Below are 13,017 nucleotides of genomic sequence, written 5' to 3' on the forward strand. Positions count from 1 at the left end.
TATTGTTCTAAAAAGTAAATTTAAGGTTAAATTAATGCGGTAAATAAAAAGCATGAAAGTGTAAGCTTTCATGCTTTTGTAAAATAATACATTAATTAGTGACTATTTTTTATAAACAACGCCTGCTTTCATAACAAAAGGAATGCGCTCAAGCACAGAGATATTTTTAAGTGGATTACCTTTTACGGCAATAATGTCGGCTGCAAACCCTGATTTTAGCTGACCCAGTTTATTATCCATTTTTAATAGCTTTGCACTGTTAATGGTGGCAGCCTGTATTGCTTGTAGTTCGCTCATGCCAAATTTAACCATACGGCTAAATTGTTTGGCGTTATCGCCATGAGGGTAAATAGCAGCATCGGTACCAAATACCATATTTACACCGGCTTTTACTGCGCGGTTAAAGCTGTCGCGTTGCTTTTTAGACACTTGACGTTCTTTATTGAGGTTTTCTTCATCTACCCCATTTTGCTCACCAAAACTCAGTGTGTATTCTGTATTATAAATGTCCATTGATAACCACGTGCCATGTTTTTTAGCAAGTGCGATGGCTTCATCATCTAAAAAGCTGGCATGTTCAATACTATCTACGCCGGCTTTTATAGCTGTTTTAATACCACTTGTGCCATGTGCGTGAGCGGCTACAGGTAAATCACGCATGTGGGCTTCATCTACAATGGCTTTCATTTCTTCAAATGAATACTGCTGTACACCCACTTTTGTACCTTTAGAAAAAACGCCCCCCGTGGCGCAAAACTTAATGGCATTAGCGCCATACTTTATGTTTTCTCGTACTTTTACTCGTGCAGCCCATGGGCCATCGGCTACCCCTGTTGAAGTGTATTTTAGCTCTGGTGGTAAACGGTTATTATCGCAATGTCCGCCTGTGATCCCAAGCGAAGGGCCAGCTGCCCAAATACGCGGGCCTACAATATCTCCGGCGTTAATACCATCACGCACTGCAATCACGCTATAGCCCTCGGCCCCTACATTTCTGAGGGTAGTGAAACCAGCAAGCAATGTTTTTTTAGAAAAGTGCGCGGCTTTAATGGCCATGCGCGGTACCGACTGACTTAAACGCTCACTTCGAGATACCGTAGGATCGCTGGTCAAATGTACATGCATATCCATAAGGCCCGGCATTAAAGTGAGCTCGGGTAAATCAATATGCTGATCGTTTTTGCTGATGCTCGGCTTTTTGTTTTGTGTAACATCAGTGATCACCCCATTATCAATGGTGATCAGCGGCGATTGAATAACCTCGCCTGTTTGAACATCTACCATGGCTTTAGCAGATATATAAGTAAGGGCTTGCGCGTTAAAGCTTCCTAAACACATAAGTGCAACGGAGGCGCTGAGTAGCTTTTTTTTCATTGTTTTTTCTTCTGGTGGCGGTTTAATTAATTGAAATGTAACAACCTAATATAAAAGTGTAAATATAATAGGTTAATCGCCACTTATCGTAATTTCTTTATTAACGCAGGTTAAGTGCGCATAATCGGCTGACGATACTAAAAAGGATTACCATGAAATCAATTAAATTAGCCTTAGTTGCCAGTGGCGTTATGTTTGCTTTAAGTGGCTGTATGAACACACAAACCAGTAATAACACTGGCAATAGTGCACAGCTAAACACGTCAAACGCACCTGCAGCTATTGTTTCAGAGCTCTCTTATGAGCAGCAATTAGATGTACTTGTAGCACAGTACTACAACGAGTTACTCAGCTTTAAACCTATTAATGCAACTTATAGTGGTCGCAGTGAATTTAATGATAAGTTTACCCCCGCTATTACCCAAAAGAATAGGGCAAAAAAAGCCGCGTTTTACAAAAAGTATCAACAACGTTTAACACTTATTGATAAGGCGCAGTTAACAGGGCAAGCGTTACTCAGCTATGAAATATTACAAAGAGACCTGGCACTTAATTTAGAGGGAATGCAATTTCCAAGCTATATGCTGCCTATTAACCAAATGGCGGGAGCGCATAATACCTTTGCAGGTTTTGGCTCGGGACAAAGTGCGCAGCCATTTAATACCGTAGAAGATTACAATAATTTTATAAAACGAAGCGAAGGCTTTATTACGTGGCTCAGCAGTGTAGAGCGCGCGATGGCGAAAGGGATTAAAGCGGGCATTACCTTACCAAAACCATTAGCTAAAAAGCTTCAGCCACAATTTGCTGCGCATGTGGTTAAAAATGCAGAGGATTCGTTATTTTGGGGGCCAATTAAAAACTTACCAGCCTCATTTACTGCACAGCAAAAGCAGCAAATAACGGCGCAATATAAAGCACTTATTATGCAGCAATTAGTGCCTGCATATATAAGTATGAGCGACTTTTTAGCCAATCAATACATTCCTCAAAGCCGAGAAACGGTAGGCTATAGCGACTTGCCTAATGGTAAAGCTTGGTATGAATATCAAATTAAAAAAAATACCACGTTGAGCCTTTCTGCAGATGAAATACATGAGATTGGTTTAAGTGAAGTTTCGCGTATTTTAAGTCAGATGAAAAAAGTAAAACACGAGGTAGGTTTTAACGGCACCTTAGATGAATTTTTTCAGCACTTACGTGATTCGGACCAATTTTATTACGATACGCCAGAGGCATTAATTGCAGCGTATGAAGATATAAAACAAAAAATAGATGCGCGCGTCCCTTTACTGTTCGATGTTGCGCCTAAAGCCCCTTATGTTGTAAAAGGGGTTGAACCTTATCGAGCTCAATCTGCAGCGGGTGCATCTTATGCAGCGCCGGCACCTGATGGCTCTCGACCAGGTATTTTTTACATCAATACTTATAACCTTAAAGCGCAGCCAAAATTTTTATTAGAAACACTCTCTATACACGAAGCCGCGCCAGGCCATCACTTTCAAATTGCTTTACAGCAAGAAATAGATGGCCTTCCAGATTTTAGAAAATTTGGCGGCTACACGGTATTTGCCGAGGGCTGGGCGTTGTACGCAGAAAGCCTAGGAAAAGAGCTGGGCTTATTTACCGACCCTTATATGTGGTACGGGCGTTTGGCCGATGAGCAACTTAGAGCAATGCGCTTAGTGCTTGATACAGGCTTTCATGCAAAAGGCTGGACTCGACAGCAAGGTATCGATTACATGCTGGCAAATTCGTCAATGGCTAAAAGCGATGTGATAGCAGAAGTTGAGCGTTATATTGCATGGCCTGGCCAAGCACTGTCGTACAAATTGGGGCAATTTAAAATTCAACAATTACGTGACTACTCTAAAAAAGAGTTAGGTGATAAGTTTGATATTAAAGCGTTTCATACGCAAATATTGATTGATGGCGCCTTGCCGATGCCTATTTTAGAGGAAAAAATTAAACGTTGGGTTGCTGCCAGTAAATAGCAAAACGCACAAAGCCCGTACAAATAAAGGCACGGGCTTTGCGCACGCTGTAGCAATACGTTAGAATGCGCGCTCTTTAGGGGCGCGAGTAAATTATGTTTGATCAAGAGTTAGCAAATACACAGTTTTGGCTTAAAAAAAGCTTAGCCGATATGAACCAAAACGAATGGGAAGCGATTTGTGATGGTTGCGGAAAATGCTGTTTAAATACCTTTATTGACAGTGAAGATGAAGACGAATTTACCGCCACCGACCAACTACGTGAAGGCGAAGAGCTTATTTTCACCAACATTGTTTGCCAATACCTTGATAACAATACCTGTGGTTGTAGCGAATACGAAAACCGCCAAACGCTTGTCCCTTCTTGCGTTAAACTGACCAAAGCCAACCTTAAAGATATCTTTTTTATGCCGCAAAGCTGTAGTTATCGCCGTCTTCACGAGGGGCGAGGTTTAGCCTCTTGGCATCCGCTATTAAATCAGGGTGACAAAACCCAAATGCATGCGCTTGGTATTTCTGTTAAAGATAAAACCGTAAAAGACTGTGACGTAAAGCTCGATGACTTTGATTTATACATTGCTGAGTGGCCAACAAAGGATTGCGACTAATGAGCGAGCTTAAGGCTGTAATAGGTTTAATTAATCCTAAAAGCCCGACAAATGTTGGCGGCGTTTTACGTGCTGCGGGTTGCTATGACGCTAAACAAGTATTTTTTACCGGTAGTCGCTACTTAAATGCTAAAAAGTTTCATACCGACACTAAAAATGTTGTTGAGCGTATTGCACTTACCGGCACTGATAACCTACTCAGTGTAAAACCTGAAGGCGCAAAGGTTGTGGTTATTGAGCTGATTGAAGGCGCCACGGCGTTACCTGATTTTAAACACCCTGAAAACGCATTTTATGTATTTGGGCCAGAAGACGGCTCAGTACCAAAAGAGGTTTTAAAATGGTGCGATGAAGTGGTTTACGTACCTACAATTGGTTGTATGAACCTTGCGGCCACCTGCAATGTGGTACTTTACGACCGTTTAGCCAAACTTGGTGGGGTAGAGAGCAGCGACTCAACTATTATTAATTCTCGCGATACCAATAATAAAATGAAGTGGGTAAAAGCTTAAGCACCCACTGCTGTAATTTTAATTAAAATTTCTTTTACTTTATGTACTAAGTTCTACACTTTAGGAACATATTGTAAATGAAATTTAATTATGCGTTTATTTTTAATCCTCATACTCTTTTCATCTTATTGTTTTGCTGAGGTTCCTGTGACCTACATGCAAGATGATACTCGTCACACTGTAATAGGTGAGCGCTATAAATCGGGTTACCTATTTAGCACGCCAAACAGCAATCAAACAATTCATGTGGTTACATTAGACTGGCCGCCGTACATAGGTAATAAGCTGTGTAACAAAGGCTGGGTATATCAATTTAGTACGGCGATTCTACATAGCGCTGGTTATAGTGCTTATATAGAGTTTGTTCCTTGGGCGAGAGCTGTTCGTTCTGTAGAGCTAGGTAAAGCCGATGTGTTAATGCCAGAGTATTATATTGAAGACACCGCGCCATCTGATTACATAGAAGGTAAAACACGCCGTAAGCTTTTAGGGCTTTCTAATTCGTTTGAAGGCGGTAACATAGGTTTTTTAAAACGCAAAGGCGAGCCCGACAGGTTTAATGGCAATTTAAAGTCGCTTAAAGGCTCGCGTATTGGTGTTGTAAGAGGGTATCAAAATACCCCTGAGTTTGATGCCATGATGGATAACAACGAATTTATCATCATTAATGCCGTTGATGATTTACAGCTGGTAAAGTTACTTGCGGCAAAGCGTGTAGATTTAATTATAGGCGACCCCGCTGTGTTACTTTACTCGGTAAAATATGCAGCTTTACCCGATAGCGAAAAACAGACCCTACTTAGTGCTATTGAACCAGAAAGCAAGGCAATTCAATATAACCCTTTATATTTTGCGATAAGTAAAAAAACACCACACTGGCTCACTGTATTAGAAGATATTAATACTGCTTTATACAAATTTAAAAATAGCGGCGAAACCCAAAGGATGAAACAGTCCTTATTAAATGAATGTGATTAATTGTAACGTTCCAATTATTTTGTACTTATAATGTGTCGCAAACGTGTAAAATCATTTTCAACTTGTTAATGGAGTGAAAATGACGTGAGTGAAATAAATACCAATCAATCATTTGCGGTCAAAGAGCAACAAAATAAAAATTACCTGTTACCGCTGACTGCAATGACCACACTGTTTTTTTTATGGGGTTTTATTACCGTTTTAAACGACGTACTAATCCCTCGTCTGAAAGGCGTTTTTGACCTAACTTACTTTGAAGCAATGCTCGTACAGTTTTGCTTTTTTGGCGCCTATTTTATTGTCTCTATTCCAGCTGGAATTTTGGTTAAACAATTAGGTTATAAAAAAGGCATACTAACCGGCCTAGTGGTTGCCTCAATTGGCTGTATGTTGTTCTACCCTGCGGTGGTGGTGCATGAATACTGGTTGTTTTTAGGTGCTTTATTTGTACTGGCTGCTGGTGTAACTGTTTTGCAGGTTTCTGCGAACCCGTATGTAGCTGCTTTAGGGCCAGAAAAAACCGCCTCATCTAGGCTAAATTTAGCGCAAGCACTTAATGCCTTAGGGACAACCGTAGGCCCGTATGTTGGAGGTATCCTGTTTTTTGGTACCGCAGGTACATTAGCAGCAAGTGCTGCTACTGCTGAGTCTGTAAAAGTACCTTATTTAATGTTAGCAGCGGCCTTACTTATTATTGCTATCGTATTTGCCTTTATTAAACTTCCTGAAATAGAAGGCCATAAAGAAGAAAATAACCCGGTTACTGAAACTCGCTCACTAACACAGGCACCTCATTTAACAATGGGCGTATTTGCTATATTTTGTTATGTCGGTGGTGAAGTGGCTATTGGTAGTTTTTTAGTTAACTTTTTTGGCGAAGCACATATAGCTGGGCTTGAAGAGCACGCTGCTGCTGCACTGATCAGCTACTATTGGGGCGGAGCAATGGTTGGCCGCTTTATTGGCTCTGCTGCACTACAAAAAATAGCGCCATCTAAAGCATTGGCATTTAATGCCTGCATGGTAATTGCCTTATTACTTGTGACTATATTTACGCAAGGCAATGTAGCCCTGTACGCGGTACTGGCCATTGGTTTATTTAACTCAATTATGTTCCCGACTATATTTTCTGTAGCGATAGAGCGCTTAGGCTCATTAACCAGTAAAGGCTCTGGTTGGTTGTGTTTGGCAATAGTAGGGGGTGCCTTGGTGCCTTTATTACAAGGTTACATTGCTGATGTTGTTAATATTCAGCAAAGCTTTTTTGTTCCGCTAGTGTGTTATGTATTTATTGCTTGGTATGGCTTAAACGTGGTTCGTTTAGCTAAAAAGTGGTAAATACTCCCAGATGAAAGAGCGACTGAATACGTATTCAGTCGCTTTTTTATTACCATTTTATAGGAACGTTCCAAGCGCTAGTTTGTTTTAAAAAAAATAGAGTTGTTACAACTATATAGTGAGTAGAGCTGGTTCTTTATTCTTATTTTAAGTACATAAACTGCTTATCTACCTCATTAACGACGACATACCTTTAAATTTTTGCTAAAAATATAATTAATAACAAAAAATAAAAAAGGGCAGTCATGCTTAACTCACTTAAATTCACCTCAAAAGTGACTATTGCAGCATCTATGGTACTGGTTATTGTACTGGGTTTATTTGCTATAAATAATTACATCGCCATGCGAAACCAAACGCAACAGCAGCTCGATTTAGTCCTTAAGCAAAATTCAGAATCTACCTCACAAAACATTGCAAGCTGGCTTAACGCTAAACTCACCATAGTAAAATCGATTGCGCAAACTCACAAAAATAGTGATCCAAAACAGTTAACCCTTGCCCAGCTTAATACTGCTAAATACGCTGGTGGCTTTAAAAATACGTATATAGGTAAACCAAGTGGTTTATTTATACTTAACGATCAAAGCATTGTATTGCCCTCTGATTTTGATGCCACCTCGCGCCCTTGGTATAAGTTAGTTGAAAATAAAAGCTATACCGCATTTACCACCCCGTATATTGATGTAACCACCAACGAGCTGACTATATCTGCCGTTGTGCCCATTCAAAGCAATGGCCACTTTAGTGGCGTAGCGGGTGCAGATATAGACATGCACACAGTGACTGAAATAATTAACGATATTGATTTTTTAGGGTTAGGGTATGCTTTTTTAGTAGATAAAAATGGCCAAGTGCTGAGCCATCCTAATAGCGAACTTAATTTAAAAAACACCGCCGAATTATTTGGCCAATCTACTGCGCTTAATAGTGAATTTACACAATATGATATAGCGGGTGAGCCGCAGTTGATATCGTTTACTAAAATACGTGGCATAGACAATGTTGACTGGTATTTAGGTGTCGTTATTAATAAAAACCAAGCCTATGCAGAGGTGTCTCGCTTTGGTGTTAACGCGCTTATTTATATGTTAGTGGGAATTGTGGCCATTATTGTGTTTATGCAATTTTTACTGCGTTACTTAATGCAACCTATGGCGCGCCTAAATGATGCACTAGAAGATATTGCAAAAGGCGAAGGCGATTTAACCAAACGTTTAAAGGTTGAAAACAATGATGAGTTTGGCCAAATTAGTCACTCGTTTAACATTTTTATTGAAAAAATTCAGCACTCTATTGAACACGTTAAATTAACGACTAAACAACTCGATAGCGTAATAGCCAGCGTGGTGTCGCAAACAGATTCTTCACTAGCCATGCACCATGACCAAACAAAACGTACTGATAGTGTGGCCATGGCGGTTAATAATTTTTCGCAATCGGCTATGGCTATTGCTAATAACGCCAGTGACGCTTCTGTAATTGCTAAAAATGCAGATGAGCATTCAACACAAAACCAGCAAACCTTATTGCACAGCGTTAATAGTATCCATCAGTTATCAGCCAATATGGAACAAGCGCAACATACTATTAATAGCCTTAACGCGCATACAATTAGTATTGGGCAAGTGCTTGAGGTGATTAAAGGTGTGAGCGAGCAAACCAACTTACTTGCATTAAATGCGGCAATTGAAGCTGCAAGAGCAGGCGAAGCTGGGCGCGGTTTTGCTGTTGTGGCTGATGAGGTACGCCAGTTAGCTCATCGTACTCAGCAATCAACGCAAGAGATTGAAGATACCGTAGGGCAATTACAAAGAGGCTCAAACCAAGCGGTAGAACTGATGAAAACAAGCATTCAAGACAGTGAAAAAAGCGTAGAGCACGCTGAAGGTGTGAGCGTGTTAATGGGCCAAATAATAGAGTCAATAAAACAAATTAGCAGTGCTAATCATAGTGTTGCCAATGCCACTGTTGAGCAAAACGACCTTGTTAAAGTGCTCGACGCAGACATTACAAGCATGAGTGAGTTATCGGTACAAAGCCAAGAAAATTTAAAAAACACCCTCAATGAATGTACTAAACTTAAACAACAATTTAGTGATTTAGAGCAAATGGTTCAAAAGTTTAGAGTTTAAAATATGCCAAAAAAATCGGTTACAGGACAAAGTTGGTTAAGCCTTATTAACATAGATAAGGTGTATAGCTCGGATAAACAGCGCCAAGCATTTTCACTATTCACCATGATAGCCATTGCTATTATTGTTATCTCTATGTTGGTGGTGTTTAACTACACGGTGTATTCGCCTATTCTTACCGCGTCGTTAATCGCGGTTAATATTACCCTTATTAGCGGTACTTTTTATTTTATAAAAACAGCCAAACTGGAAATGGTTGCACTTATAAGTATGTGTATAGTGTTTATTATGTGTGTGGCCCTTACGTATACAGGCGGAAAAGAAAATACCGCGCTTTATTGGCTAATGTTTTACCCTGTAGTGTGTTTTGCCTCTTTAGGTGTAAAGCATGGCTGCAGGCTTGGCTTAGGCTTATTACTGTGTTGCAGTGTTATTTTATACGGGCCTGATTTTGGCCAAGTTAACTATGGCGGTATTGAAAAGTCTCGGTTTTTAGCCTCTTTTACACTGGTGTTTATTTTTTCGTTTATAGGTGAGTATTTCAGGCATAAAAGTCACCTGGCAATTGCTGATATAACCCTTGCGCAAACGCAAGATGCCTATACAGATCAGTTAACGGGTGGCGCGAACAGGCGTTTCATCACCGCTCACTTTTTAAAATTAGCTGCTAAAACGCCCGAAAACTACCTGCCGTTTTCTATTTTATTACTTGATTTAGATTATTTTAAACGACTAAACGATACCTATGGTCATGATTTTGGCGATACAGTGTTGATAGAATTTACCAAATTACTTGATTCACAATTTCCAAACTCCGCAGTTAAAGCCCGTTATGGAGGCGAAGAGTTTGTGGTGATTTTACCTAAAGAAACAGCCCCAGTGGCTACAAAATTAGCCGATGATTTTAGACAATGTGTCGCAAAACAAGCTATTTTAACCAGCGATAATAAACGGGTATTTATTACCTGTAGTATTGGTGTGGCTCAGGTTGATAATGTTGATCATTACAGCCGTGCACTTAAACAAGCAGACGAATACCTGTACCTAGCTAAAGAGCAAGGGCGTAACAAAGTTGTATCAAATCACACAGGAACACTATGACTCAAACTAAACTTATATATGTACACGACCCTATGTGCAGTTGGTGCTGGGGATATAAACCGACGTGGTTAAAACTAAAAGCCGCATTAGCTTCGCAGCTGACTATAGAATACAAAGTAGGGGGGCTTGCTCCAGATAGCCAAGAGCCCATGCCAGAAAATATGCGCGCCATGCTCCAAAGCACGTGGCATAAAATTAGTGCGATGTTGGGCACACAGTTTAATTTTGATTTTTGGCAGGTTTGTCAGCCAAGGCGCTCTACTTACCCAGCCTGCAGAGCGGCGATTATTGCCAGAGCGCATAATAAAGAGCCACAAATGATAGAGGCAATTCAACATGCTTATTATTTACATGCTCAAAACCCATCTGATGAAAGTACTCTAATTACCTTAGCTGAAAAAATAGGCATAGATAAACAACAGTTTACCGAGGAACTTTGCTCTGAGGCTTTGAATCAAAAATTACATGAGGAGTTAGCATTTAGTGCAAGCTTGCCAATACAAGGCTTTCCTTCGTTAGTATTAATAACTGATAATAAAGCCATTGCAATTAAAATAAATTACACCGATCACCAGCAAACACTAAACACAATTAGCGCTTTATTAGCTTAACAACTAGCCAAAATGCGTGTATTTGCTGCTTTAATACACGCTTTGCATATAAACACTCCGATATAAGACGCAAATGTTACAGCTGTAACAAAATAGACTTTTTTGCGCAACATGCCTGTCATTATTCATCTATACAATTTCACTCATTGAAAATCTTTAGCCTAAAACAAGTCAGTTTAGGCTAAAACAACAAACTAGCAAATCCGCTAATTAACGAGTAAAGGTGTATGCGATGAAAGGCGTTAAACCATTGATCTTAGCTGGTATTGTAGCAGCAAGTGCTGCAGTACATGCCAATGATTTAGAAAAGGTTATCGATAAAAGCAGTGAAATAAATAAATCAGCTGCGCAATCACAAACAAAAATAGACAAGATTGCTGATTCAATGCAAGGACGTCTTCAACAGTTTAAAACCCTTAATAAAGAAATTGATGGTTTAACTGTTTATAACGCGCAATTAACTAAACAGTTAAATAACCAAATTGAAGAAATGGAGTCACTTAACCTTTCAATGGATCAGGTCTCTATTATTGAGCGTCAGATCACACCACTAATGTTGCGCATGATTGAAGGGCTTGAGCAATTTGTAGCACTTGATGTGCCATTTTTGCAAGAAGAGCGCACTAAGCGTATTAGCTCTTTAAACGCCATGATGGACCGTGCAGATATTAACTCAAGCGAAAAATTCCGCCGCGTATTAGAAGCATACCAAGTAGAAGTTGATTACGGACGCACTATTGAAGCCTACACCTCACTGTTAACGGTAGACGGTAAAGAGCGTGAAGTAGACTTTTTACGCATTGGCCGCTTAGAGCTTATTTATTTAACACGTGATGGTAAGCAAGCTGGTAGCTGGGATGAAGAAACAAAGTCGTTTGTTACTTTACCAGACTCAACAATTAGCCAAATCAACAAAGGTTTACGTATCGCACGTAAGCAACTTGCCCCAGATATGTTAACTCTGCCAGTACACGCAGCAGAATAAGAGGTTGAAGATGAAACTGTTTACTCAAATGACAAAAATGGCCCTTTTTGCTGCAAGCCTAAGCTTTGCAGGCGCAAGTGTGGCAGCTGAGCCTATGGACTTAGACTCACTATTAAAAACACTTGAAGAAGGCAAATCGGCTCAAAGCGCGCAAAACAAGCAACGCGAACAAGAATTTATGGCGCGCCAAAACGAACAAGTGCAAATGCTTAACAACACACAAGCAAAACGTAATCAAATGCTTGCTGAGTCTGAGCGCTTAGAAACACAGTTTGAAGAAAACGAAATTAAACTTGCTAACTTAACAGATACACTATCTAAACGAATGGGTTCTTTAAAAGAGCTATTTGGTGTGCTTCAGCAAGTTGCAGGTGATTCTAGCAATAAGTTCGCTACCTCTGTGGTATCAGCTGAAATTGCGGGTCGTAGCACATTTATGGATGAGCTAGCACAAAAAATGGGCTCTACTTCAAAGCTTGCCTCTATCGAAGATATTGAAAAAGTATGGTTTGAGCTACAACGCGAAATGACAGAGCAAGGTAAAGTAAGCCGCTTTACTACCGATGTAATTGTACAAGGTGGTGAAAAAGCACAGCAAGAAGTGGTACGTGTAGGTGCTTTTAACTTAATCTCTAACGGTAAATACCTAGAATTTAACCCAGTAACAAATACCTTAAGCGAGTTAAATCGCCAGCCTGTAGCACGTTTTACTGCAACTGCTGAGGAATTACAAAATGCAAAAAATGGTGTTGTGCAGTTTGCACTTGACCCAACGGGTGGCTCAATTTTAGGTTTATTAGTGCAAGCACCAGATACCGAAGAGCGTGTACACCAAGGTGGCACAGTCGGTTACGTTATTTTAGGTGTAGGTGTTATTGCTTTACTTATCTCACTTGAACGTTTTTTCTCATTACTGATTATGGGCGGTAAAATTCGTCGTCAACTTAAAGATGATGTAGCACGCGATGACAACCCTCTTGGCCGCGTGATGAAAGTTAAAGATCAGTTCCCTGATGTTGCCCACGACACATTAGAGCTTAAATTAAGCGAAGCTATTTTACGTGAAATGCCAAAAGTAACGCGTAATTTAACGCTTATTAAAATCATCTCGGTAGTGGCGCCGCTGCTAGGTTTACTAGGTACTGTAACCGGTATGATCAACACCTTCCAAGCAATCACATTATTTGGTACAGGTGACCCTAAACTAATGGCTGGTGGTATTTCGCAAGCATTGGTAACAACGGTGCTAGGCTTAGTTGTGGCAATTCCTACGGTATTTTTATACACCCTACTTAATACACGCGCTAAAAACATTTTGCTTACTATTCAAGAGCAAAGCGCAGGTATTATCGCACAGCGAAGCGAGAAGGGAGCATAAACC

The 13,017-nt window shown here is 40.1% G+C and carries 11 protein-coding genes; 10 read left to right on the plus strand and 1 reads right to left on the minus strand.

Going from position 1 to position 13,017, the window contains the following annotated elements:
* Positions 1 to 102 precede the first annotated feature (102 nt).
* Positions 103 to 1,374 carry an amidohydrolase family protein gene (locus tag MTF68_RS06620; RefSeq protein ID WP_248450182.1) on the minus strand — a complete coding sequence of 424 codons (1,272 nt, stop codon included), beginning with the start codon at positions 1,372 to 1,374 and terminating at the stop codon, positions 103 to 105.
* Between the two features lie 152 nt (positions 1,375 to 1,526).
* Here MTF68_RS06620 and MTF68_RS06625 point away from each other — a divergent pair, with 152 nt between their 5' ends.
* From MTF68_RS06625 to MTF68_RS06670, 10 genes are all read left to right on the plus strand, one after another.
* A complete protein-coding gene (locus MTF68_RS06625) occupies positions 1,527 to 3,368 on the plus strand; it encodes a DUF885 domain-containing protein (RefSeq protein ID WP_248450180.1) in 1,842 nt (613 codons plus the stop codon).
* A 95-nt stretch (positions 3,369 to 3,463) separates the two neighbouring features.
* Entirely contained in the window at positions 3,464 to 3,976 is a 513-nt protein-coding gene (locus tag MTF68_RS06630) for a YcgN family cysteine cluster protein (RefSeq protein WP_024031710.1), read from the plus strand.
* The gene (locus MTF68_RS06635; protein WP_004586351.1) at positions 3,976 to 4,488 is read left to right on the plus strand and encodes an RNA methyltransferase; all 513 of its coding nucleotides are present in this window, start codon (positions 3,976 to 3,978) and stop codon (positions 4,486 to 4,488) included. The genes MTF68_RS06630 and MTF68_RS06635 overlap by 1 nt, the downstream gene beginning before the upstream one ends.
* Positions 4,489 to 4,578: 90 nt before the next feature.
* Positions 4,579 to 5,466 (plus strand): transporter substrate-binding domain-containing protein, encoded by an 888-nt coding sequence (locus tag MTF68_RS06640; RefSeq protein WP_031289408.1) that lies wholly within the window; start codon positions 4,579 to 4,581, stop codon positions 5,464 to 5,466.
* Positions 5,467 to 5,550: 84 nt separating this feature from the next.
* Positions 5,551 to 6,804: a sugar MFS transporter gene (locus MTF68_RS06645; RefSeq protein ID WP_248450179.1), complete on the plus strand. Its 1,254-nt coding sequence runs from the start codon at positions 5,551 to 5,553 to the stop codon at positions 6,802 to 6,804.
* Positions 6,805 to 7,049: 245 nt separating this feature from the next.
* A complete protein-coding gene (locus MTF68_RS06650) occupies positions 7,050 to 8,939 on the plus strand; it encodes a methyl-accepting chemotaxis protein (RefSeq protein ID WP_248462046.1) in 1,890 nt (629 codons plus the stop codon).
* Positions 8,940 to 8,942: 3 nt separating this feature from the next.
* Entirely contained in the window at positions 8,943 to 10,040 is a 1,098-nt protein-coding gene (locus tag MTF68_RS06655; RefSeq protein ID WP_248462047.1) for a GGDEF domain-containing protein, read from the plus strand.
* Positions 10,037 to 10,651 (plus strand): DsbA family protein, encoded by a 615-nt coding sequence (locus MTF68_RS06660; RefSeq protein WP_024031704.1) that lies wholly within the window; start codon positions 10,037 to 10,039, stop codon positions 10,649 to 10,651. Before MTF68_RS06655 ends, MTF68_RS06660 begins: the two co-directional genes overlap by 4 nt.
* Before the next feature lie 232 nt (positions 10,652 to 10,883).
* Positions 10,884 to 11,636 carry a DUF3450 domain-containing protein gene (locus MTF68_RS06665; RefSeq protein ID WP_004586345.1) on the plus strand — a complete coding sequence of 251 codons (753 nt, stop codon included), beginning with the start codon at positions 10,884 to 10,886 and terminating at the stop codon, positions 11,634 to 11,636.
* A gap of 10 nt (positions 11,637 to 11,646) precedes the next feature.
* Positions 11,647 to 13,014: a MotA/TolQ/ExbB proton channel family protein gene (locus tag MTF68_RS06670; protein ID WP_064387264.1), complete on the plus strand. Its 1,368-nt coding sequence runs from the start codon at positions 11,647 to 11,649 to the stop codon at positions 13,012 to 13,014.
* Positions 13,015 to 13,017 lie beyond the last annotated feature (3 nt).

The sequence above is a fragment of the Pseudoalteromonas sp. 2CM37A genome, assembly GCF_023161885.1.
Taxonomy (GTDB): Bacteria; Pseudomonadota; Gammaproteobacteria; order Enterobacterales; family Alteromonadaceae; genus Pseudoalteromonas; species Pseudoalteromonas atlantica.